This is a genomic window from Coleofasciculus sp. G2-EDA-02, assembly GCF_040226375.1.
Taxonomy (GTDB): domain Bacteria; phylum Cyanobacteriota; class Cyanobacteriia; order Cyanobacteriales; family Coleofasciculaceae; genus Coleofasciculus.
In genome coordinates this window covers 175,972-199,976 of sequence record NZ_JAVKEW010000023.1, presented here as the reverse complement: position 1 = coordinate 199,976, position 24,005 = coordinate 175,972, and the positions used below count along the sequence as shown (strand labels likewise).

General features: G+C 45.3%; 23 protein-coding genes and 1 pseudogene. 13 read left to right on the top strand and 11 right to left on the bottom strand.

Annotated elements, in window-relative coordinates; genetic code table 11:
- Positions 1–164: 164 nt before the first annotated feature.
- The 6 genes from RLO19_RS02780 to RLO19_RS02755 all read right to left on the bottom strand — a co-directional run bounded on the left by RLO19_RS02780 (position 165) and on the right by RLO19_RS02755 (position 5,076).
- Positions 165–611 (bottom strand): carboxypeptidase regulatory-like domain-containing protein, encoded by a 447-nt coding sequence (locus RLO19_RS02780; RefSeq protein ID WP_446353631.1) that lies wholly within the window; start codon positions 609–611, stop codon positions 165–167.
- A 187-nt stretch (positions 612–798) separates the two neighbouring features.
- A complete protein-coding gene (locus RLO19_RS02775) occupies positions 799–1,677 on the bottom strand; it encodes a DUF4382 domain-containing protein (RefSeq protein WP_446353629.1) in 879 nt (292 codons plus the stop codon).
- Positions 1,678–1,833: 156 nt separating this feature from the next.
- Entirely contained in the window at positions 1,834–2,064 is a 231-nt protein-coding gene (locus tag RLO19_RS02770; protein WP_446353657.1) for a pentapeptide repeat-containing protein, read from the bottom strand.
- A 196-nt stretch (positions 2,065–2,260) separates the two neighbouring features.
- Entirely contained in the window at positions 2,261–2,503 is a 243-nt protein-coding gene (locus RLO19_RS02765; RefSeq protein WP_446353627.1) for a hypothetical protein, read from the bottom strand.
- Positions 2,504–2,546: 43 nt separating this feature from the next.
- A complete protein-coding gene (locus tag RLO19_RS02760) occupies positions 2,547–2,759 on the bottom strand; it encodes a high light inducible protein (RefSeq protein WP_446353625.1) in 213 nt (70 codons plus the stop codon).
- A 328-nt stretch (positions 2,760–3,087) separates the two neighbouring features.
- Positions 3,088–5,076 carry an adenylate/guanylate cyclase domain-containing protein gene (locus RLO19_RS02755; RefSeq protein WP_446353623.1) on the bottom strand — a complete coding sequence of 663 codons (1,989 nt, stop codon included), beginning with the start codon at positions 5,074–5,076 and terminating at the stop codon, positions 3,088–3,090.
- A gap of 472 nt (positions 5,077–5,548) precedes the next feature.
- On the opposite strand from RLO19_RS02755, the gene RLO19_RS02750 reads away from it, so the two are divergent.
- From RLO19_RS02750 to RLO19_RS02710, 9 genes are all read left to right on the top strand, one after another.
- Positions 5,549–6,751 carry an argininosuccinate synthase gene (locus RLO19_RS02750; protein WP_446353621.1) on the top strand — a complete coding sequence of 401 codons (1,203 nt, stop codon included), beginning with the start codon at positions 5,549–5,551 and terminating at the stop codon, positions 6,749–6,751.
- Positions 6,752–6,878: 127 nt separating this feature from the next.
- A complete protein-coding gene (locus tag RLO19_RS02745) occupies positions 6,879–7,853 on the top strand; it encodes a M48 family metallopeptidase (protein ID WP_446353620.1) in 975 nt (324 codons plus the stop codon).
- Between the two features lie 528 nt (positions 7,854–8,381).
- Positions 8,382–9,716 carry a hypothetical protein gene (locus RLO19_RS02740; RefSeq protein WP_446353618.1) on the top strand — a complete coding sequence of 445 codons (1,335 nt, stop codon included), beginning with the start codon at positions 8,382–8,384 and terminating at the stop codon, positions 9,714–9,716.
- Positions 9,717–10,101: 385 nt separating this feature from the next.
- Positions 10,102–10,371 (top strand): DUF6658 family protein, encoded by a 270-nt coding sequence (locus RLO19_RS02735; protein WP_446335944.1) that lies wholly within the window; start codon positions 10,102–10,104, stop codon positions 10,369–10,371.
- Between the two features lie 214 nt (positions 10,372–10,585).
- The gene (locus tag RLO19_RS02730) at positions 10,586–11,290 is read left to right on the top strand and encodes a hypothetical protein (RefSeq protein WP_446353616.1); all 705 of its coding nucleotides are present in this window, start codon (positions 10,586–10,588) and stop codon (positions 11,288–11,290) included.
- 154 nt (positions 11,291–11,444) lie between these two features.
- On the top strand, positions 11,445–11,894 hold the full coding sequence (locus RLO19_RS02725) for a hypothetical protein (protein WP_446353615.1): 450 nt from the start codon (positions 11,445–11,447) through the stop codon (positions 11,892–11,894).
- 133 nt (positions 11,895–12,027) lie between these two features.
- Positions 12,028–13,344, top strand: a complete 1,317-nt coding sequence (locus RLO19_RS02720; protein ID WP_446353613.1) for an RNA-guided endonuclease InsQ/TnpB family protein — start codon at positions 12,028–12,030, stop codon at positions 13,342–13,344.
- A 14-nt stretch (positions 13,345–13,358) separates the two neighbouring features.
- Positions 13,359–13,562: a pentapeptide repeat-containing protein gene (locus RLO19_RS02715; protein WP_446353611.1), complete on the top strand. Its 204-nt coding sequence runs from the start codon at positions 13,359–13,361 to the stop codon at positions 13,560–13,562.
- Between the two features lie 182 nt (positions 13,563–13,744).
- Complete coding sequence (locus RLO19_RS02710) at positions 13,745–15,343, top strand: AAA family ATPase (protein WP_446353609.1); 1,599 nt, start codon at positions 13,745–13,747, stop codon at positions 15,341–15,343.
- On the opposite strand, the gene RLO19_RS02705 is transcribed toward RLO19_RS02710, so the two are convergent.
- Both RLO19_RS02705 and RLO19_RS02700 read right to left on the bottom strand, forming a co-directional pair.
- Complete coding sequence (locus RLO19_RS02705) at positions 15,340–15,945, bottom strand: hypothetical protein (RefSeq protein WP_446353607.1); 606 nt, start codon at positions 15,943–15,945, stop codon at positions 15,340–15,342. The genes RLO19_RS02710 and RLO19_RS02705 overlap by 4 nt on opposite strands.
- Before the next feature lie 146 nt (positions 15,946–16,091).
- On the bottom strand, positions 16,092–16,778 hold the full coding sequence (locus RLO19_RS02700; protein ID WP_446353606.1) for a Uma2 family endonuclease: 687 nt from the start codon (positions 16,776–16,778) through the stop codon (positions 16,092–16,094).
- 230 nt (positions 16,779–17,008) lie between these two features.
- Between RLO19_RS02700 and RLO19_RS02695 the strand changes: the two are divergent.
- A pseudogene (locus tag RLO19_RS02695) lies at positions 17,009–17,287 on the top strand (Uma2 family endonuclease); the annotation flags it as partial.
- Between the two features lie 93 nt (positions 17,288–17,380).
- Here the strand turns inward: RLO19_RS02695 and RLO19_RS02690 are convergent.
- Entirely contained in the window at positions 17,381–17,479 is a 99-nt protein-coding gene (locus RLO19_RS02690) for an element excision factor XisI family protein (protein WP_446353605.1), read from the bottom strand.
- A gap of 267 nt (positions 17,480–17,746) precedes the next feature.
- Positions 17,747–19,489 carry a mechanosensitive ion channel gene (locus RLO19_RS02685; RefSeq protein WP_446353603.1) on the bottom strand — a complete coding sequence of 581 codons (1,743 nt, stop codon included), beginning with the start codon at positions 19,487–19,489 and terminating at the stop codon, positions 17,747–17,749.
- Positions 19,490–20,001: 512 nt separating this feature from the next.
- Here RLO19_RS02685 and RLO19_RS02680 point away from each other — a divergent pair.
- The 3 genes from RLO19_RS02680 to RLO19_RS02670 all read left to right on the top strand — a co-directional run bounded on the left by RLO19_RS02680 (position 20,002) and on the right by RLO19_RS02670 (position 23,477).
- Positions 20,002–20,460 carry an SRPBCC family protein gene (locus tag RLO19_RS02680; protein WP_446353601.1) on the top strand — a complete coding sequence of 153 codons (459 nt, stop codon included), beginning with the start codon at positions 20,002–20,004 and terminating at the stop codon, positions 20,458–20,460.
- A 71-nt stretch (positions 20,461–20,531) separates the two neighbouring features.
- Positions 20,532–22,316 (top strand): SLC13 family permease, encoded by a 1,785-nt coding sequence (locus tag RLO19_RS02675; RefSeq protein WP_446353599.1) that lies wholly within the window; start codon positions 20,532–20,534, stop codon positions 22,314–22,316.
- A gap of 108 nt (positions 22,317–22,424) precedes the next feature.
- On the top strand, positions 22,425–23,477 hold the full coding sequence (locus RLO19_RS02670) for a D-alanine--D-alanine ligase family protein (RefSeq protein WP_446353597.1): 1,053 nt from the start codon (positions 22,425–22,427) through the stop codon (positions 23,475–23,477).
- Between the two features lie 145 nt (positions 23,478–23,622).
- On the opposite strand, the gene RLO19_RS02665 is transcribed toward RLO19_RS02670, so the two are convergent.
- The gene (locus tag RLO19_RS02665) at positions 23,623–23,967 is read right to left on the bottom strand and encodes a hypothetical protein (RefSeq protein ID WP_446353596.1); all 345 of its coding nucleotides are present in this window, start codon (positions 23,965–23,967) and stop codon (positions 23,623–23,625) included.
- Positions 23,968–24,005 lie beyond the last annotated feature (38 nt).

Sequence of the window (24,005 nt, the reverse complement as noted above, 5' to 3'; positions counted from 1 at the left end):
GGCAGGGCGCGTTACCCCTCACGACTCTCGATGAAACCGGGTTTGTCTGGGCGGATTTAGGGACTTACGTTTCAAGATTGATGATAACATTTGTTCAAAACCCGCCCTGATCTTAATTTTTTTTGACAATGAACAATGAACAATTCTAACGTAATTGTGACCACCTACTTAGCATGTTTTGTCCCTTTGGAAAAATAGAGTGCTGTACCGACAAAACCCCAGATCACCGCAACCGCCATAACCACAATTTGAGCGGGTGTGAAAGATCCACTCTTGGATTGAATACTCATCACTTGACTATCGACGGTGTTCTCTGTTGCTGATTGATTCTCACCCATAGAAATAGTAATCAAATCACCGTGACCCGCTTGGCGAACTTGAACCGCCCATTCTCCCGGTTGTGAGCGTTCAGGAACAAAGACAAAGCTACCATTTTCGTCGGTGGTTCCTTGCAACCAAGGAGTAGAAGGATCTTGGGGAGAGTAAACCGTAACTTGGGCATTAGACATGGGTTTGCCGTTATCAAAAGCCGCATCAATTTTAATCGCCTGCGTGGTTTCATAGTTAATTTTGGCACCATGAGCCGTAGCTTTATCTGACCAGCTCATCATTAACATTAGGATAAGGGGGACTAACAATTTCCTCTTCATCGCTCACATTTTCTTAATGTCTTAGAAACGGTTAAAACCCAGTCTGATTAAAGGGAAGGCGGGTTTTATATCCCAGTTAAGAGAAACCATCAACATTAATCCCTAAACCCGCCCCTACATCGAGGTTGACCAATAACCAATGACCAATTTAACTCGATTTGTTGGCAACGGTTTGGATTTCTTCACAGTGACCCTCACCGACGTGACCTAAACTGGGAAGAATTTCCTGAAGTTTCTGGTATTCTTCTGGGGAGAGTCCTGACTTGAGCTGCTCTTGGTCTAACTCTAGTGTGCCATCCTTGGCTAGAGTCGCTAACGGTTCAAACCCCAACGCACCAGTATTAATCTCATCATCAGCGGGGGCGTCGGCGTCTCCAAAGAGGTGGTCAAAGTGGAACGTGGCTTCCAAGTCGGCGGTATCACCTTGAGCCAGAATTCCCTTGCGTTCGTCGCCGACAAATTCCCCACAGACAAATTCTAAGGGTTGATTCAGGGCAATGGTAAAGTCAATGGTTTGCCCCTCTTTCTCGGCTGTTCCCATCATCATCAGGGTTTGACCTTCAGCCGGTCCCTCCTCGGCTTTGACCATTTTCCAGGATAAAGCATTATATTGTCCGGCAGGGGCATCGGCAACTTCTTCCACGAGAATGGGTTCAGCATCTTCCCCACCGGCGGCTAAATCAACGGTGTGGGTTTTGTTCAGAACCACTTTTTCTTTCGCTTGCACTTTACTACCCGCCTCAGCATTGAACGGCGGATCACTTTGGTAAGCGGTGATATCTGCTAAGTTGACGTAAACATGGTCAAAGGTAATTTGCCATCCATCTTTTGATATAAAAGAATGGCGAACAAAATCTTCTCCATTCGCCCGGATTTCTAGGGTTCCACTCCCTTGACTTGCCTGAGTTGCACTCTGAGTTTCTGTTTGTGTCTGAGTCTCGCTGGTGGTTTCACTCTGGGAACAGCCCATTAGGGTTCCCGTTGTCAAGACCATCAGACTCGCGAAAATGAATAGTGGTTTCTTCATTGATTGGCTTTAGCGGTTCTCATACTATACCCAATTAAATCCAACAAGTTTTCCTAATAATTTGCAATACCCCTGGAGGGCATCTTTTGGCAAACGGGGAACATGAAACAGGGAACTGCTTAACAGGGAACATGAGTTATTGTTCTCGCTTTTTGATTAAGTCATAGTCATGGATTTAGCGGTGTACGGTAGACCCTTGAAATCGTTTAATACATTGACAACTGAGTGACGCTTTTTCCACCCCTTCATTTTGCCAAAAACCTTGCCATCAGGCATGATCGCTCCTTGGAGGATAGCGCTTTGGAGATGCGCTGAACTCCCATGAGAAGCCGCCCGGAAATTTGCAAAGCTCAAGTTGGCGTTTTGGAAGTTTGTTTGATTTAAAATTCTCTACTATACAGCGCTTTGCGCTCTCCATAAAGTACAGTAGATAAAAGTCCCCCTTTTTAAGGGGGATGCGAGGGGGATCGACAATGTACCGCATAGCAGAGCAAACTGCTGTATTATGTAAGTCCTGGTCATTATAACCAGGACTTGTGGGAAACCTATTAAGGTTGACCGGAAACTAACTGGATACACCAGCTTAGTTAATGGTACTGATCAAGAGTGCTGCAAGAGTTCCTGTCACTCCAACGGCGATTAACAGGTTGTTGAAAAATAGACCTAATTCCGGCTCTATTCCTAGGACTTTATCTTCTTGACCCGCTGTAAAAAACAATGACCAAGCTTGGTTCAGTGTTAGAGAATCAAAGTTGTTAAAATCAGTCCTAAAAATAACGGGTCTAAATATATCTTTGTTCGTGAAAGAGTCAAAATCAGTTTTCATTATGTTCTTCCTGACAAGGTTCAACTAGTGCGCTGGGTGATGTCTAGAGGTTAGTAAACCAGCCAATCAAGCTTTGTCCACTCAGAGCTTCTACAGCCAGGAGTGAGACGAAGCCAATCATCGCTAGACGTCCATTGAGCTTTTCCGCGTATTGTGTCAAACCAGTGCGTGGCGTGTCATCGACATAAACCTTGGGTTCGATCGCAAAGTTATTCAGTCTGTCTCCTTCTTCGAGGCTATAACCGCGTGTCGTCATTTGCTTGTCTCCTTTGTTTTCCTCTGACGTTAACAAATGTAACGCAATGTAAATATTTTTTGCAAGTGCTTGACAAAATCAAAGAGTAGTATAATCCGTACTCAGCACATTAGGTGTTCCCGGTATGGGGGAGATGAGGGAGCTTGTTCCAGACGTGATGTGAGAAGCGTCTGGGAGCTGGGGGAGCCAAACTGTAGGGGCGGGTTTTACCATTAACCTTCCGGAGACAACATCTAACTTAACTAAACCCGCCCTTGTTGGGGAAGCAGGGGAAGAGGATTACCAATGAACCATCAACAATGAACCATGAACAAAGGACAAATCCCAATCACCCTTTCCCGGTTAGCCAATAGGTGAGCATTTCTCCTTTTCCCTTCACCTCAATGATCCCGCGTTTTTCCAAGATATATTTATCCTTTAACCGTTCGTAAGTTGCCTGAGTAACTTGAATTCCCCCAGAAATTCCTTGAGATTCCATCCGCGAGGCGACGTTTACCGTATCCCCCCACAGATCATAAATAAACTTTTTCATACCGATGACTCCAGCAATCACAGGTCCTGTGTTAATACCAATCCGCAGTTGAAACGCTTCCCCGGTATCCATAGGAAATTGAGTAATCACCCGTTGCATCTCTAATGCCATATCCGCGATCGCTTCGGTATGATTGAGTCTAGGTACAGGTAGACCACAGGCAACCATATAAGCATCACCGATGGTTTTAATCTTCTCCAACCCATACTCCTCAGACAGCAAATCGAACGTGGAGATAATGGTTCCGAGTAATTGAACCAATTCTGTCGGTTGCATTCGGCTTGATAAGGGGGTAAACCCCACAATATCTGCAAACAAAATCGTCACATCGTCGAATTGTTCAGCGATGAGGGCTTCCCCGTGGTACTTGCCTAGGGCATTGTGGTTTTGTTTCAACTGCTGTGCGATCGCCTCTGGCAAAATATTTAATAATAGGCGTTCTGACTTTTCCTGTTCCGCCCGCAAATCGGCTTCCGCTTGGAGGCGCTGCTTCTCAACTTCAATGCGCTGGGTAATATCTTCTAATACCCCTAAAACGCCAACAACCTTACCTTCGGCGTCATGGATGGGAATTTTACTAACATCTAGCCAAACCGTTTGCCCATCGGTGGGGGGTTTTTGTTTGGTTTCGACAACATGGAATTCGGCTTGATTCCGGGTAATAACCCGCAAATCTTGCTGACGGTAGAGTTCAGCAATGTCTCGACTGGGAAGTAAATCATAGTCTGTTTTCCCCACCACAACATCTGGATTTTCTAGCCCTGCTGCCTTTGCCCAATTTTTATTGCAACCGAGAAAGACTAAGTTAGTATCTTTCCAAAAGACTTGTTGTGGGATATTATCGATAACTAATCGTAAATATTCCTCTTTTTCTCTCAAGGCGGCTTCAGCTTGCTTGCGTTCTGTCACATCTGTGCCAATTGAGAGAACTTCAATTAATTCACCCTCTTCATTGAAAATCGGTTTATTCGCCCAAGTCACCCAAACCGTTTCCCCAGTCTTGTGAATTGTCTCCACGGTTCTGATCCGGTAACGTTCTGGACGTTTGCGGATAGCTCGAATCAAAATAGACAGCATCCGCTGCGATCGCGGCGTATTCGGGACGAGAGTTCCCACCAGATTGCTATTGAGCAGTTGATCGTTATCATAGCCAAAAAATTCCTGACCATAACGATTGATGAATTTAATCTGCCCTTGAACATCCCACCGCAAAATAATGCAATTCGGGGTTTCGACTAAATCTCGATACTGCGCTTCACTTGCTCGCAAAGCTTCTAGGGTTTGTTGATGTTCGGTAATATCCCGCGCTACCCAGAGAACAGAGTCTTTTGAGATGGGTGAAATACTGGCTGAAAACCAAACAGTTCGATCAGCCAAGGTGAGACGATACTCAACCTGAACCCTCTGCTGGCTGTCTAAAGCTTGGCGAATATAACCGACAAACTGATCCGCTTGCGATCGCGCCAAAAGATCATACTCAGTTTTGCCCAGCATAGCTTCGACAGGTTGACCTAACAAGTCTGGATTTGTCGAGACAATTTTCAGATAACGTCCTTGGCGATCTTTGACGAAAATCAGTTCCGTCACCGCATCAAATAAGGAACGTAATTCTGATTCAGAGTTGAGGGAATTTGTCAACCATTTAGACCGTTGACTCAAGTGTGAGATCGACTGACGTATCCCAATAAAGATCAACCCAGCGAGTAGGGCGACTAAGCCAAAAGCCCCCAGACAGACAACCAGAATATGACCGGTATAGGGATAAATTGCTGACCAATTGGTCATGGTTTACGGTAACATCGGTATACATCACCGACCAGGCTTGCCTGTGAATAGTTGCTGAGAAAGATGCTACCCCGATTAAATCTGACACCGTTGCACTGGTTCGGTTCGATATGCCCTTCTTAGCAGACCAAAGGGTGCGATCGCACACGCCCTAGAGCAGGTATTTCCACATTCTTGCACTCCGGTAAGCCTGTGGGTGTGGCTAACTCATCCAATCAGTCTGTCTTAGAGGCGGATTCCATGATAGCGACAGATGGAAAATCCTGCGTTGATTTGGATCAACCTTAGAAAGTTCCTCGGTGCGATAATTGTAGTTTTGAGACAGGTTGGGTTTGGTAGGGGCACGGCACAGAAGAGCCCCTACAGGTGGTGTAACGTTGGCAGATCGTGTAGAGACGTTGCATGCAACGTCAAGACAAACCCCGTTTCGGATTAGAATGATGTCCTGGTTGTTTCCCAGGGTAAGAAATTCATGGGTCGTGCTGAAAAAGTTGTACTAGCCTACTCAGGAGGAGTCGATACCTCCGTCTGTATCCCTTATCTCAAAGAGGAGTGGGGTGTTAAAGAGGTGATCACGCTAGCCGCCGATTTGGGTCAAGGTGATGAGCTCTCCCCAATCAAAGCAAAAGCGTTGAAATCCGGTGCCGCCGAATCTCTGGTGGTAGACGCGACTGAACAGTTTGTCACAGATTACGCCTTTCCAGCGATTCAGGCAAATACGCTGTATGAAAATCGCTATCCCTTGTCCACAGCACTGGCGCGTCCGCTGATTGCTAAATTATTGGTAGAAGCTGCCCAAGAGTATGGTGCAGATGCCGTGGCTCACGGTTGCACGGGTAAAGGGAATGACCAGGTGCGGTTTGATGTGTCGATTACCGCACTCAACCCTAACTTGAAAGTTCTAGCACCAGCGAGGGAGTGGGGGTTTAGCCGGGAAGAGACGATTGCCTACGGGGAACGTTTTGGGATTCCTTCTCCGGTGAAAAAATCCTCCCCCTATAGTATTGACCGTAATTTGCTCGGTCGCAGTATTGAGGCGGGGATTCTCGAAGATCCCATGGCTGAACCGCCGGAAGAAATCTATCTGATGACCAAAGCGATCGCGGATACTCCCAATGATCCAGAATACGTGGATATTGGCTTTGAGCGAGGAATTCCGATCTCGCTGAATGGTCAAGCACTTGACCCTGTATCCCTGATTACTCAGCTTAACCAGATAGCCGGAAATCATGGGGTTGGGCGGATTGATATGATTGAGAATCGGGTTGTCGGCATTAAATCCAGAGAGATTTATGAAGTCCCGGCTCTGTTAACCTTAATCCACGCCCATCGTGACTTAGAAAGCCTGACGTTGACCGCTGATGTGAGCCAGTATAAGCGAGGGATTGAAGATACCTATAGCCAACTGATTTACAGGGGGTTATGGTACTCTCCCCTAAAAGATGCCCTAGATGCCTTCATTCAGCAAACTCAGGAGCGAGTTTCAGGAAGCGTGCGGGTCAAATTCTTCAAAGGTAATGCCACCATTGTTGGACGAACATCCAGCAATTCCCTCTATACCCCAGAACTGGCAACCTATACCTCTGAAGATCAGTTTGACCACAAAGCCGCTGAAGGCTTTATCTACATTTGGGGATTACCCACTCGCGTTTGGTCAGCCAAAACCAGAGGTTAAACCCAGTAGGGTGGGCATTGCCCACCAGCCAAAATTTCAGTTCCGCCTGAGAGACGTTCCGCCGGAACGTCTCTACAAATCGCTAGCATAGAAAGACAAACGTCCACGTTGTAGCTTCAATTCCCCTATGCCCACCTATCCTGGAATTTCTAGCGACGCCTTCCGACATCCCCTAGACCAACAAGCCGAGGATGCCTTGCGGAATGTTCCTGGATTTAACCTTGTTGCCCGCAAATTCGTCGAATTTATCTACGAACGTCCCCAATTCGTCTATCTGATGGGCAACAGTATCCAAGTAGGACCGCGCCAATATTCCACGATTTACAGCTTATTTCGCGAATGTGTGCGAGATTTAGATATCCATCCAGAACCCACCCTATTTGTCAGTCAAAACCCCCAAGTGAATAGCTATGCCTTGGGACAAGACAATCCGTATATTGTGTTGAATACAGGGTTATTAGACTTACTCAGTGAAGTCGAAATTCGCACCGTTTTGGCACATGAACTCGGACATATCAAATGCGGTCACACGATTTTAATTCAGATGGGAATCTGGGCGATGGGTGCGGCTGCCTTCCTGGGAGATCTAACCTTTGGTATTGGTAATATTGTCAGCAGTGGTTTACTCTTTGCCTTTTATGAATGGCGGCGTAAAGCGGAGTTATCGTCAGATCGGGCGGCTTTACTGGTTATCGATGATATCAATATTGTAATGAAAACGATGATGAAACTATCGGGGGGTTCTCATGCTTATGGTCATGAGTGCAGCCTTGATGAATTCATCCGCCAATCTGAACGGTTTCAAGACCTTGACCAAGATAGTCTTAATCAAATTTATAAATTTTTATTATACAACGGTGGGAATGGTTCTTTTCTCACCCATCCTTTTCCAGTTGAACGCTTGCGCTATCTGCAAGAGTGGGTCAAATCAGAAGAGTATCGTCAAATTCGTCAGGGCAATTATCGACGAGTGACGGATGAAGGAGCGGTAGATGTGTCATCACAAGCGGCTCAAAACCAGGAAGCGCAACGATTAAAGCGTCAACTTGACGAATTGCAACGGGAAATTAATCGGATTAAGTCTGAGTCTGATCATTCTTAAGGTTCGTCTGTAGTAAGCGCTGTCTTCGCTATCAACCCTCGCCGCGCTGACTTAAGCGGACTATCGCCAGGTTAAACGCTTCCCCTGCTTGCAGACGCTCTGGTAGAGCGTCTCTACTTCGGGCTTGCTGCACAAGTCCAAAACCCTTAACTATCAATGCTTTGAGTAGTATTGATATTGGCTCCTCTTCAAGGAAAAAGGGTAAAACCCTTTCATACCCTTGCACCGCTATCAGGAAAAATGTACCCCTGCTCCCCCTGCTCCCCCTGCTCCCCCTGCTCCCCCTGCTCCCCCTGCTCCCCCTGCTCCCCCTACTTCCCCCTACTTCCCCTGGTTCCCTATCCTTTGCAGTAGGGGAACAGATGTGTCTATATATTTTCGCGAAAATATATATGATGAGTTTATGCCAATATCAATTTTGAGATCGTCAAGCTGAACACGCCGATGAGCGGTAGCCTTGACGCAGGGTGTCATCAACTTGCTACTATTAGACCTTCAGTAAGGGCGTAAGCGTCCTTTAGGATTTTCATGATCAGGGAAGTTATCTTAGACACTCATCATACTGAGTCTCGTACTCAACCCAACCCGCTAGGATTCCCTATTCAGCAGGCACAGGATGTTATCTATCAATTTTTGCTAGATACGGTTAGACAGCAACCTCCAGAAGCCGTTTTGCAAGAATTTAAGTTGTTATTTATTGACTATAATGCTTCAGAAGGTAATCCGGAAGCGATTAAAGCATTATCAGAAATTATTTTTGCTAATGATGAAAAAGAATTCAAAAATACAGTTAAACGATCCTGTTATATTATTATCAATAATTGGTATATTTTAAGGGATTTTAATGCGAGTCAAGACTTAATTCGTCTATTTTCTGATGTCCAAATTACTCGAAAAAGATTATCACCCACATTAAGCCGTCAAAGAACGTGGCTTTTAAATTTTATCAACAGTCCAGACTATCACGAACTTAAATTATTTATTACTCAACAAGGAACTTCAAATTCAGGTCATTGGAGTAACCGTTATATATCTTATCTACTCGTTCCTCAATATACAAATCCGCACAACCCCGTGGAGCAGCGTGAAGCCGCCAGAATCTTGTCCAAAAAGCTCAAAGATCAGTTCAAGTTTGATTTGGCGATGTATACGGCGCACTCTCAATCAGCAATCCACCGGGAACCAATCCATCAAAATCCTACAGGTTTAGGAGATAAAGTTCTTGATTTAGTTAAAAAGATTGTCGTTAAACATGGGCTGTTTAGTTATAAAAATGTAGCTAATATATTTCTAGAGCAAACCCAAGAGTTAAACTATAGAAAATTTAAGAAAAGCCTACAAAATTATCTAATATTTTCAGTAAAAAAGAAAGAGTTGGTTGAGTCTTTAAATCAAACCTTAACCGAAAAATTAAATAATCTTTATCAAGATTACCATGAGGCAACAATAGAGGCGGCATTACTTCTGAGAACCTGTAACCGTTTAATTGATTATTTTACTACGGAAAATCAAGATGAGCCGTCACCACTCTTTATTCTACTCATGTCTCAAGGTCATCACTTAACTCTGGCGATGCTCTTACTGAAAATTATTATGATTTGTCCCAATTCGCGCAACCACCTAGAAACTTGTATTGCTAAATTGATTCAATATTATACCAAGTATCCGGAAGATGAATGTAGTTGGGTGATTACATTTTTTGAAGTGTTTAAAATCACCTTTGCCATTCATACAGATAATGTTCAATATAATCTGATAAAAATGGATAATAATATAAGTTCAGACTTTAAGCTAGATGCTTACCGAGTATTTTCTCAGCTTCGGGACTATGCCAATTTGGAAGAGAAACCTGAAAATCAGTAGACCGAAAAGTTTGCGGTTGAGATGGAGAACACAGGAGAAGTGGAAATACTTGAGCAGCTTTGTATATACTCCCGGAGCAATGTTCCAGACGTGCCATAATGCCATAAGTAGGTTGGTGCAAATTAACCTAACTATATTAAGTTTTGTAAATATTCCGCAAACCCTTACAAATAACAATTGACAATTGACGTAGCTTGCTTCTCGCTCCCTTGAGTATGACGATCCCCAGATGGGTAGTTTCCGTCCCTATTTGTTTTTCTCTGTCTTGAGTTAGAGACGAGCCGCTTACACGATAAAGTAGAATGTCACCTTGGCTAGAGACAACGATCGCCTGGATACTGATAAGCTGGGCAATCGTTAGGTGCATATCGATTAGGAGTATAGCGTGAAACGACTGAGTGAGTTTTGGCGACAGATAGTAACGTTGGTTTTAGCCAGCGTGATCCTATTGATTGGCACAGCCTGTAGTAGTACAGCCGTGCAAAGTGGGCGTCCAGAAAATCCTCCTGTTCAAGCTGGAGGCGCTAATAATCCATACAAACAGGGGGGAGACGGTTACACTGACAACAATATGTCTCTAAATCCTGATTTCAGCAGTAGGTTCAATGTATCCAACAACTCGGTAGGGCAACCTGAATCAGTTAGATTAATTTGAGAACGGTGACTTAAAGAGTGCGATAACCGTAACTTGAGTATAGGGGATTGCACTCATCCGGACGCTTTGAGTCGTTCCGAGATATTGTATGCCATTTTGCTAAAGTGTTGAATTAAATGGTTCTAGACAAGGGAAGGGGTTGAAACCTATCCTGTCTATTACTGCTTTAGACAATTGGGATAACTCTTTGACAACATAATGCAGGAGATTTTTTATGAGCAGAGTGATAGCTTGGCTAAAACGCAAGCGGTTGACTCAATTATTAACCGTGGCTCTGGCTGGCATTTTTGTATTCATTAGTACTGGATGCAATAGTGGAGTATCGGCGAAGACGGCTGATGATGTGACAAAAAATGTTACTGAAGTTCTCACGCCTACAGGCGAAGTGAAGGACTATCAGGGGCTAGATTCTCCGAAAGCGTCTCGACAGGCAAAAGATAATCCTGATAAACTAATTGAGAACGCGCAGAAAAATCTGGAGAAGAGGGCGGATACTCCTGAAAAGTTTATCGAAAATTATCGAGAAGGAGCGCCGCTTAATAAGCGAGTCGAGCGACTTGGCAAAGATGTGAAGGAGTCAGCCACTAATGTGACTGAGGGTTTGACTGAGGGAACTCAGAGAGGCGTTAAAAATCTCAAAGAAAATACGACGAATGCTGCTGAAGATGTAAGCCAGTCTGCCAAGCGTTCTGCAAAAGAGGTGAAGGAAAACACCGAGGATGTTGCTGAAAATGTGGCTAAGTCTACCAAACGTTCAGCTCAAGACACGAAAGAAAAGGTACAAGAAACGGGTGAAAATATAGCCAAAAAGACGAAACGCGCCGCAGAAGATACAGCCGATTTCGTGGGAGATAAAGCCAGTCAAGCGAGTAAATCGACGCAGCGAACATTAGAAGATGCTGGGGATGCGATTGACTAGTGCAGCTTGACATAAGTTCTAAAGTAGTGTATTAGTTCAGGGTTTATTGTTGATTGTTGATGGCAATAAACCCTGAACGACACAAAAAGGGTACGGTATTATCGTGCCCTTATTTTATTGTCTATGCCAGGGCGATCGCACCAACCCCAAATCTATGACAGCTTATCCAAATCAACCTCAAGAAACTGATGTGGTTTTGGGCGGTTCAACCTCCAGAGGAGACGCCGTATTAGGCGGAATTGAAGGAGTAAAACAGCAGTTGAGTCAGAACCCCCCATCCTCTCCCCTATCCCTGAATGCCAAAATAGCCGCCCTCCATAACGCCCTTAATTATCGGCAAAAGGGCATAAACATACTCATTCAAGCCTTAGAGGATGAATTGTGGGAGATTCACCAAACCGCCTATTATCTTCTGGAAAAACACGCCGCCACTCAAGCAGAATTAGCCTTAACCCAATACATCATCCGATTAGCAAAGGAACTCCTCAACCGTTATGAAGCCGGAAATCGGGCGTTTTCAGGGGCAAATTTAAGCTGGATTTGTTTACAGTGGAAAATCTTAAGCGAGATTGATTTAACTGTTGAGGGGTTTGGGGAGCTATAAGTCTCACACCATAATCTTTGATTTGGTGTTGAGATACATTGACTCCCCAAGGTCAATTTTGAAGGTTCGATACTTTCAAAATTGATATTTACCGTAACTTGTCACTTGCAGTAGACTTAGTTATAATCAATGTATGATAACCCTAAACTACACCTATCGAATTTATCCTGATGCTGAACAAGTTGAGTTGCTAAACGAGTGGCTCGAAACTTGTCGGGGTGTTTATAATTATGCACTTAGGGAGCTAAAGGATTGGATTTCTTCAAGAAAATGTCCAATAGATAGGTGTAGTTTGGAATCGGAATACATAATCAGTGTTGACCGTCCTTTTCCTGGATATCAGCAACAGCAAAACAACCTACCCAAGGCTAAAAAGAATTTCCCAAAGCTGAAGACAGTGCCTTCTCAAGTGTTACAAACAACCATTAGGCGTTTACATGATGCTTGGGATTTCTTCCGGAATCGAGGTTATGGGTTTCCGAGGTTCAAAAAGTATGGGCAAATGAAGTCAATACTTTTTCCTCAATTCAAGGTAAACCCTCTAACCGGATGGCAGATTAAACTACCCAAACTTGGAGAAGTTCAAATCAACCTACATCGTCCAATCCCTGATGGGTTTGTGGTTAAACAGGTTAGGGTAGTTAAAAAAGCGGTGGGTTGGTTTGCGGTCATTAGTATTCAATCTAATATTTCCATTCCTGATGCTGTGCCTCATGGTCACTTCATCGGGGTAGACGTTGGATTGAATAGTTATTTAGCAACCAGTGATGGTTTCGTCGAACCGGGACGTAAATTCTTCAAGGATATGCACCGTAGGCTGAAAGTGCTACAACGCAGGTTATCCAAAAAACAGCGCCGAGACCCCGCGCCGCCGAAAGGCGCACCTTGTAGCTCGGCAAGACAGAAGCGTTCCAAGAACTATGAAAAAGCCAGACTCAAGGTAGAGCGACTACATAATCATATTGCATTCAAGCGCAAAGACTATCAGTACAAATTGGCTCACAAGCTGTGTGACATGGCAGAAACCATCTTCCTAGAAGATATCGATTTCCGAACTATGGCAAGGGGTTTTCTGGGCAAACATACAGTTGACGCAGGTTTTGGTCAGTTCAGGGATATTCTCTACTATGTGGCTAAGCAACGCGGTGTTTACGTCGCTGAAGTTGACCACCGAGGTACATCTCAAACTTGTCCAAATTGCCGCATCGAAGTCAGAAAAGAACTGTCTGATAGGTGGCACAGTTGCCCAGAATGTAAATACCATCTCGATAGAGATATAGCCTCAGCACAAGAAATTTGTAACCGAGGCTATGAGCAACTGAGTACCCAGGGACTCTGGGGGAAAGAAATTGGCTGTCAAGTCGGGCTGTCGGGGGCTTTTAGCCTAGATAAGTGGCGTAGGGCAGCAATGTCTAACAGCGATGTTGGAAGCCTACACCATAATCTCTGATTTGGTGTAGGAGGATGTCACGCCAAGCTAATTTTACCCACGCCAATCTAGTGGGCGCAAATCTAACGGGAGCAGACTTGAGTGACGCCAACTTGAGGGGAGCTAAACTAAAAGGGGTGAATCTGACAAACGCTAATCTAGACAAGGCTGATTATGATGAGCATACAGACTTTCCCGTTGGATTTAGTGATTACGATAAATTAAGGAAAAATATGTAGGGGCGGGTTTCACTACTACCGTTTCTTGCCTCACCCAGATATCACTAAACCCGCCCTGAATAAATTTTGAGTTTTGAGTTTTGAGTTTTAAATTCTAGAATTATTTAACAAATAAACCAGTTTACTTCTCGAATAGCGAGTATGACGAATGACCAATGAAAATAACAAATGACAAATAACAAATGACAAATACATTTAATCCCCATCAAACCTTAGTCGAACAATTAGATTTAATGATCCGGGCGCGTTATCCGTTGCTTTATATCGTAGCGGTTGAAGAAGAGCCGGTGGAAGAAGTATTGCTTTCAGTGGCTACCCAATCGCAACCGGAACGCCAAGTTTTACTGTGGGATATTGTGCGGGGATGGGAGGATAATGGGGCAGATAAGGGTTCAGTGATGGGGGCGCTGCATCGGATTCGGAAGACTGATCCTCAGGAAAATACCCTGTTTGTCCTCCGGGATCTGCATTTTATCTTGAAAAATCCTCAGAGCGATCGCAACGCGCCAGTAATCCGTGAGCTTAAGAACCTCACGAAGGAACTTAAGCGTTCTCGCAAAACGTTAATCCTCACAAGTCATACTTTAGAAGTACCAGCAGAATTGAGTGAGGAAGTTACGGTTATTGATTTCCCCTTGCCCAATACTCAGGAAATTGATTACCTAATTAGTATTCTGGTTAAACCGGAAAACTTAAATGTAACTGGATTAGCGCGGGAACAATTAGTTAAAGCCTGTCAAGGATTAAGTCGTGCCAGAATTGCCAGGGTATTGGCAAAGGCATTAGCCGCCAAACAACAGGTGAATGAAACGGATATTGATGGAGTATTAGGGGAGAAAAAACAAGCCATTCGCCAAACTGGAATTTTAGACTTTTTTACCGCCCAGGAATCGTTGAAAAATGTCGGCGGATTGGAGAATCTCAAGCAATGGGTACGAATGCGTCAAGATGCATTTACAGAAGAGGCGCGACGCTATGGAATTCCCAATCCCAAGGGGATTTTACTGGTGGGAATTCAGGGAACAGGGAAATCCCTATCCGCAAAAACCATTGCCCATGAATGGCGTTTGCCCTTATTGCGATTAGACACCGGACGATTATTTGGCGGGATTGTCGGGGAAAGTGAAAGTCGGGTGCGCCAGATGATTCAGATTAGTGAAGCGATCGCGCCTTGTGTATTATGGATAGATGAGATTGATAAGGCGTTTGGTAATATTAGCGCTGGTGTTGATGGGGATTCGGGAACATCGAGACGGGTATTTGGCACCCTGATTACCTGGATGCAGGAAAAGACGAATCCTGTGTTTATTGTGGCGACGGCGAATAATGTACAGATTTTGCCGGCGGAGTTATTGCGTAAAGGCAGATTTGATGAAATCTTCTTTTTGAATTTGCCGACGGAAGCCGAACGCAAGGATATTTTTAAGGTTCATTTGCAACCCTTACGCCCTTCTCGCTTACGGGATTTTGATTTAGGGCGATTAGCACGACTTGCGAAGAATTTTAGTGGTGCGGAGATTGAACAGGTGATTATTGATGCCATGCATCGGGCTTATGGTACGGTGGTGAATGGACAACGGCGAGATTTTACCACAGAGGATATTGTGCGGGCGATTCAGGAGACTGTACCCTTAGCCGCGATCGCACGGGAGCAAATTGAAGCGCTGAAACAATGGGCAGCCCAAGCGGGGGCGAGAACGGCGTCGAATGATGGTCAGTTGGTGGAGGAGTTAAAGCATTTTACCACACACAAGGGGATTGAACCGTTGGAAGTGGATTAATGGTCTGTAACCAAAGCATTTAACAGACCCAGGAGTTCATCAATGGGAGTAAGATAGCGATCATTAAGATCGATAAAGACTTCAAGGTGAGTTGTCAGGGATAAAAACCGCCAAATTTGACCCGTAGTCACCGTGCCATATACAGTTTTGGCAGCCATATCAGCGTCGCGTCGGTTAACTAAATAAGCGGCATACATGGTGGCAATACATTGAGCTAAACCTGCATTAATGTTTTCATTTTTTGCTTCAATAACGGTAACAACGGGCGCTTTAATTGTCAGTTTGTCAGGGTTAGCGGTGAACAAAAAATCAACAAAGCCGTTGAGTCCGAGACTGGGATCAGCCGTAAAGTTTTTGCCAGAAAATAAGGAAACATTGGGATTAAGCATGACCAGTTCACTCAAAAGGGGAGCAATTAAATACTCAGACCGAGCCTTTTCGGTGTTGATGGCAGTAGCCAGGGGTACGAATCGTTTTAAGGCTTCGGTTAAGAAGTTACTGGGAGCGATCGGCTCAAAATCGATAAGTTTCTCCACGGGAGTAACCTGGCTAATGCCTAAAGGAATGAGTTGGTCTAATGAGGTGAAATCGCTGTAAGCCATAATTTAACCTTCACGCTTTCAAATTATGTAAAGACGTAGCCTGCTACGTCTCTACACAGTCAATTTTAGGTTGTACTAGAAACATCAGCTTAAGAGGGTCGCGATCGCTAAATTTTTCCCACCTACTTACAGACAGTTGGGCATGATTATTCGTTAGCTAATTTCTGGACAAATGCCCTGTGTTCTGGAGATTGCAAACCTGCTTGTAAAACCGTTAATACTGGTGGCATATTCCCCGCTAATAACTCGGCAACGGCTAACCACAACCCAGGAAAAACTTGACTTCGCATAATTCCATCGTTATCAGCCGATAATTCCAGATACTCGCCTTCTTTCAGATAGAACCAGCTCAATTTGCGATCAAGAACTTGCCAGACGATATATTCTTTGACTCCATTGCGGCGATATGCCTGTTTTTTAGCATGAAGGTCAATGGCAACGCTACTGGCAGCAATTTCGACAATTAACTCTGGCGCTCCTTCGATATAATCATCATCACTTAGCTGTGTTTGACCACCTGATTCTGGGTTGATCAAAAGAACGACATCGGGTTGAGGTTCGTTATCGAGATCTAAACGAACTGTTGGGTTGTCTCCCATGGAAATATTAGGAGTCATGGCTGCATAAGTTCCGAGCCAAGTGATAATTTGACCATGAGGTTCACCGTGGCTCTTAAATCGTAAGGCAGCAGCCATGTAGACAATTCCTTCAATCAATTCGGCTTTTTTCAGGTGAGGCATGGCATTGTAGCGACGCTCGAATTCATAGCGGGTGAGCTTGTCGCCATTTGCCAGAGGGGGAATGGTCAAATGCGGTAAGGGTGCTTTTACCATGACGATTATACTTGAGATGATCTTCTGTTGATCCTACCGAATTAGGGATTGAGACTGTAATTCAATGTGGCGGGGTTATCTGGTTGTTTCTAATTCAAGAGAGGCTCTCCCGTACCTAGGGTGATAAGCAAACCTGATTATTCTTGGAAACTTTGTGGGGCAAGGCTTTCAAAACAATGTTTTTAGGGAAGCTATCACTAATATAGGGTTTTCCACCACAAGTACGGGAGAGCCAATCAACGAAGGGGTATGACCGGAGTGGAAAGTTTAGATTGTACCGCACGATACCAATATTTGAGGAATACTTGCTGCTCGACCAAACTAAAATTTATGTAGAACATTTTTCTAAGACAGACGCGAAGCGATGGTCATTTCGTGAATATGATGAATCTGATCGTGAATATGATGAATCTGATCAGGCGATCGCACTTTCTTCCGTCGATTTTCAAATTTCCCTAGCTGATGCGTACAATAAGGTGAAATTTGAACAAGAGGAAGCTGAATCTTAGTAGAAAGATAACAGAAGCGCAATCCCTACAAGCCTTAACCCAAGCCGAATCAAGACTCCTCCGACACAAGAAGCGCGATCGCGAATTAGAAGTTTAACCCACAGCAAACTCTGTGTACTGCCGCGCATAGGGAGCATGATACCCCAGCACAATATCTTGACGCCTCTCGTGTGTAGGGGCGGGTTTTACCAATAACGCTTCAGCTCAAACCATTAACTGAACTAAACCCGCCCCGACTTTCGCCGATTTTAAGACATAGAGTGAAAAGTCAGGTGCTCCCCGCCTCACCTCAACTCTACCACCCTTAACCCAAGCCAGCTCAAGGCTCTACCGAAATAAGAGGCGCGATCGCATTTCTCTCTAGAAATGCTGAATCAGTGAGAATGGGTGATAAAAATCAGAATCCCCTGCCACAAAATGCAGGGGATCGAATTCAAAGCTGTTCGATTCTCTTTCCCGTTATTGGGGTCCGGGGGGTCTATCTTCTTTGAATGATGCTAACCACTCGCGAACTTGACCCGCCGCAATGTCACGAGCTCCGAGTCCAAACGCCAGCGCGATCGCGACAGCAATGGCGCCCAAGAGTAAGCCAAAGGCTAAGTTGACAATATCACCAGCGATACCCATTTGTTGCAGCGCCATCGCCACGGAAAAGGCAATAATCGCAATCCGAGCCGCTTGTGCCAGGATTTGGGATTGGCGCGATCGCGAGCTGGTAATCAAGTTAAAGGCAAGATTGGCAAAGTACAAGCCAACGGCAAAGACAATTAACCCCGCCAGAATTTGACCCGCGATCACAATAATCCCATTGACAATCAGGGTTAACGCTTCAAACTGCAAGACATCCACAGCCGCAACCGTGGCAAACAAGAGGATGGCGACGAATACAATAATACCCACCAATTCTGACGGTGTACGAATGGAGGGAGTTGATTCAGATTGAAGCCGGGTTTGGGCTCCAGTCGGCGGAGTGGGTATGCCTAAATCGGGCTGTTCGGCAGGGGGGGGAGTGGGAGCAGGGCGACTGGGGCGAGGTTCCGGTACACCGATCCAGCGATAAACATTGTTAAAGCCAATGCTGGTCAGTATATTGGTGACTAAATCCTTGACAAACTGCCCCAAGACGTAAGCAATAAACAGAATCAACGCTGCCGTAAAGATTTTGGGTAGGGCGTCAAGAATCTGCTCTAACATCGCGATCGCAGGCTCTGAGATCGCATTAATCTGTAAGGTATTCAGTGCCGCGATGGCGACGGGGATCAAAATTAAGACATAAACAGTCGTGCCAATAATCCAGGACAGTGACTTACCCCCTGGCGCACTTTGCAGTCCAAATCGCGCTCCTAATTGATCCGTTCCAGCGGCTGACAAAAGATTGGTGACGATGCGACGCACAACCTGAGCCACTAACCAACCCGCCGCAGCAATTACCAGTGCTGCCAAGATATCCGGTAAGATTGCCAGAATTTCCCTGAGTAACTCCAGCACGGGTTCCAGAGTGCCCTGCAAGTCCAACGCATCCAGAATTAAGGGCAGGAATAGCAGAAAAATGAACCAGTACAGAGCATTCCCGATCGTTTCACTTAGGGAGAACTGGTTGGTTGAACGTTGAGTCTCACCGTCTCCGGAACGGGGTGTCTCATTGACTTGTTCACCTAAACGCTCATCCAAACCTAATGCCCGTAGTCCTCGGATTGTAATCAGCTTGACCAAGCTTGCTACCAACCAAGCGACTACCACCAGAATTGCCGCTCCGAAAAGCTTGGGTAAGAAGATCAGGATTTGGTCGAGGAAATTATTCAGCGGTTGAGAAACAACCTCCAGCTTCAACGTCTGCAGAACCGCTACCACCGTGAAGATGATGATAATCCAGTAAACTGCACCGGCTATCCATTTCTCGATCGGCGGAGCCTCTGCCCCTTGTTGACCGCCAGCGAACCACTCAGCAATTTGATTGTCGATACGGGTGCGCTTGAGCAGTCCTTTGGTAATTGCCTTGGCAATCAAGGCAATGATAATACCGACAACCAGGATGACAATTGCCGCAATTAGATTCGGCACGAAGCTACTCAAATTTTGCCCAATTCCCTGAATACCAGCCTGAGCTTCTTGGATGGGTTCTGATGTTTGTTGGGCTAAGAGGGGATGCACCCAAGGGGGCACACCTCCAATTGGGATAATTCCTTGCCAAGGTTGGTTCATAGTCTTCCTTATCTAATAGTCTCTAACAGTAAACGCTCTCACAAACAATCTGTAACTTTCGGGCTACAATTCATCGAGCATCTATATCCTCTCAATCCATCGATATCTTTGTCTCCACGTTTTTGTGCCAATGCCAGATTTTTCACTTCAGCTCGTCATAGCTAACGGTGTATTGCTAATTACGGCGTTACCTCTATCTTTATGGGGAATTTGGTCAGAAAAATCAAGCTTATGTTGGTTTTTCTCCCTCAAATCAGCTTTTTTCGGCGTTCATCAGGGTACAGCCTATCTCTTTGCCAAATCGGTGGGGCAAGTGAAGCAGCTCGCAAGACAATACTCCTGCATCCGTAGATCGGGTATTACCAGGAGTCTCCCTATCTGCGAATTGCCTCATCTTCCTCCCTTTTTGCACAATAGAGGAGATTCGATCCGGATTGAGTCAGACACAGCGAGCTGGCGCTGTAGTAATACAAGCCAGATTACCAGCGATCGACACCCTATTATCGGTTTAAATGTCCAATTCTCAAGTTTTTGAACAATCCATCCCCATTAAAGCCAGCGCCACCACTGTTGAGCGCTGCATCACGGATCTGACGCTGATGCACCGTTGGCTCAATCCAGCCCTGCGCTGCTATCCGGTGGGTGAGTGGAGTACAGATATTGGTAGTCGCAGTCGCTTTGTGATTCAAATTCCTTTAGTACAGCCTACCCTCAACAGTATCGTTGTGGAACGCGAACCCGGTTTAGTCGTTTGGCAATTCCAAGGATTTTTCCGAGGGCGCGATCGCTGGGAATGTCAACCCACGATTCTAGGTACGAGGCTGCTGAATCGTTTTGAGTTTGAAATTCCCAATCCTCTCGTCAGTTGGGGCTTTAATACCTTTGCCACAACCTGGACACAGCAGGATATGAAAGCCCAGCTACGACGCCTGAAACGAGTGGCTGAGGAGATTTATCAAGGGATGGCTTAATAATTTCAGCGAGTATATTAGATTCAGCGTTAACTAAACCGCGATTTGCCGCTTAATGCATCTTACCCGCTATGACGATTCTTCTCACCCTCGGTGTTATCGTACTGACTCTGATTTTATTCATCAGCGAATGGTTGCCCGTTGATATTACCGCACTCAGCATCATGGTGCTGCTGATTGTACTGGGATTAGTCAGCCCTGAGGAAGGAATATCCGGGTTTAGTAGTTCAGCCACTATTACCGTGATGGCAATGTTTATCCTCAGTGCGGGAATTGCCCGCACTGGCGCTATTCAAGTCATCAGTGAACTCCTCTTGAAGTGGGGAGGTAAAACGTCCTCCCAGCAGATTTTAGCGTTGGGGGCAATTGCCGGTTCGATTAGTAGTGTGATCAATAATACTGCCGTCCTGGCTGTCTTTCTGCCGATTGTGGAAGATTTATGTCGCCAGCAGCGGATTTCTCCCTCCAAAATGCTTATTCCCCTGTCTTACGCTACGATTTTAGGGGGAATGATTACCGTAATTGGCACTTCGACCAACATTTTGGCAAGTGGTTTGTCGGATAAATTGGGGTACGGCACATTCAGTTTATTTGAATTCACCAAACTAGGACTGCTCACCTTCACGATTGGCTTGACCTATCTGGTGTTAATTGCTCCCCGATTATTACCCAATCGCAAAATCTCCAGTAGTGATACTCAAGAGTATGGACTTCAGGACTATGTGAGTGAAATTGTGATTCCCCCAGGTTCCAGCTTGGTCGGAAAAACCCTACGTTCGACTCAAATTCAGCGCAAATTTGATATGGACGTGCTGGAGATCATCCGTAACGACAGCCGTTTCGCTCAACCTCTTGCAGACAAAGTGTTGCAGGCTGGGGATATTTTAATTGTGCGGGGAAGGCGAGAATGTTTGCTGAATATTAAAGATGAACGGGGAATCGATATTTTTCCAGATGTAGAATTTAGTAAAAAATCAATTGAAGAAAATTTAACATCCGGGGAAGATACGATTGCCGAAGTCTTAATTTTGTCGAACTCTGATTTACTCGGATCGACTCTCAAAGAATTTCGCTTTCGGCAACGCTATAACCTGACTGTATTAGCCATTCGTCGTGGACAAGAATTCGTCCGGGAACGTTTGGGTAGAGTTCCGTTACGGTTTGGCGATTTACTTTTGGTGCAAGGACCTAAGCAAAGCTTTGTCGGATTACAAACCAGTCGAGATTTGTTGGTCTTTGAGCAACGAGACATGGAAACGTTTCGGCGAGAAAAAGCCGGAATTGCTGTGGCAATTGGTGTGGGAGTTGTACTGGTTGCTGCGTTTAACCTATTGCCGATTTTGGTCAGTGCCTTAGCAGGAGTTGTTTTAATGGTACTCACGGGCTGTCTGAAGCCAGGGGAACTGTATGGTGCGGTGCGCTGGGATATTATCTTTCTATTAGCCGGATTAATTCCTTTGGGAATTGCCATGGAAAATTCGGGAACGACTAAATGGTTAGCTGATAATCTTGTCACCCTTGGTAGTAGTTTCTCTCCCTATTGGATGCTGACGTTTTTCTTTCTGATTACAGCGTTGTTGACCGAAATTTTATCTAATAACGCTTCGGTGGTTTTACTCTTACCCGTTGCGGTGCAAGTGGCTCAGACTTTGGATCTCAATCCTTTTGCCTTTATGTTTGCTGTCACCTTTGCGGCGTCGAATAGCTTTATGACACCGATTGGTTATCAAACCAATACCATGGTCTACAGTGCAGGAGGTTATCGGTTTTTGGACTTTTTCCGCGTGGGCGCTCCCCTGAGTCTTTTGATGACCGTTGTTATTCCCCCCTTGATTATTCTGCTTTATGGTTTATGAGTTATTTGTCATTCGTCATTGGTAGGGGAGTTAACCCGAATTTGGTATTACGAAATTCACCCTGACCAAGTACGATAAGTCTTTGACCCATCAACAATCAACGAAAACATGACAAAAGTACGGATCGGACTGCTATTTGGGGGGCGCTCAGGAGAACACGAGGTTTCGATTTGTTCAGCACAAGCGATCGCGAAAGCATTAAGTACGCCGCCAAATACGGATAAGTACGAGGTTTTACCGATTTATATTCAAAAAGATGGCATCTGGCAACCCCCAGACATCGCTGAGCAGGTTTTGGCATCGGGAAAGCCTCTAGATACCCATGGAGACGGAAACCTCTGGCAATTTCCACCTCAGCTAGCTGAGGTGGATGTTTGGTTTCCCATCTTGCACGGACCTAATGGCGAAGATGGTACGATTCAAGGCTTGTTGACGTTAATGCAGGTTCCTTGTGTGGGTTCGGGTGTCTTAGGTTCGGCAGTGGCAATGGATAAAATAGCCATGAAACAGGTATTTGATCAAGTGGGGCTCGCCCAAGTGAAGTATAAGGGATTGAGTCGCGCTCAGGTATGGTCAAATCCCTGCGTTTTCCCGAAACTGTGTGATCAGATTGAGGAAACCCTGGGGTATCCCTGTTTTGTTAAACCCGCTAATTTAGGATCATCGGTGGGTATTGCCAAAGTGCGATCGCGAAGTGAATTGGAAGCAGCTTTAGATAGTGCAGCCAGTTATGATCGCCGAATTATTGTGGAAGCGGGAGTCGTGGCGCGGGAAGTGGAATGTGCGGTTTTAGGCAATGATAATCTCAAGGCATCTGTGGTGGGTGAAATTAGTTATACCAGCGATTTCTACGACTATGAAACTAAATATACAGAAGGTCGTGCCACGTTATCCATTCCCGCACCGTTACCTGATGGTGTGAGTCGTCAGATTCAGGAGATGGCACTCCAAGCATTTGCGGCGGTAGATGCAGCGGGTTTGTCACGGGTGGATTTCTTTTATGTGGAGGCGACTGGAGAAGTTTTAATTAATGAAATTAATACTTTACCGGGTTTCACCGCCACCAGTATGTATCCTCAACTTTGGGAAGCTAGTGGTGTGCCGTTTCCTCAATTAGTTGATCAGTTGATTCAATTCGCCCAAGAACGGCACAGTTCCTAAATCGGTGGACATTAAAGTTAACGGTTGAGAACTCGCTTCCCTTGAGAAGCAAGCTACGTTATTTGTCATTCGTCATTTGTCATTTGGAAACTGTAGGGGTTTGGTAACCAAACCCCTACTACCGTGGCTTGTGATTTTAGGTTTTTTAGCGGTTGGATAAATAGACATATCGCTGCTGGTAGATTATTTCAAGTCGGGATAATGCCTCTTTTGTATAGCGTTGGGCTTCAATGCAGATTGATTGCCAGAGGATATCGAGGGTGTTGAGGTTGGGACAATAGCGTATGAGGGTGCGACAAGCGGCAATCCACTGTTCAATTTGGCGGTAGCTGACGAAGTAACCGCCGATTCCTTTGATATGCACCCAAAGGACGTTATGCCATTTTTCCCAGTTGAGGATGCGCTCTTGGGGGATTCTCAGGTGTTTGGCGATTTGTCGAAGGGTGATGACGAAGGTGTTGGGGTTGATGCGATGGCGTATAGGTTGCATGGTAGATTATTGTGAACGGCTTGGCGGTTGAAACCGTA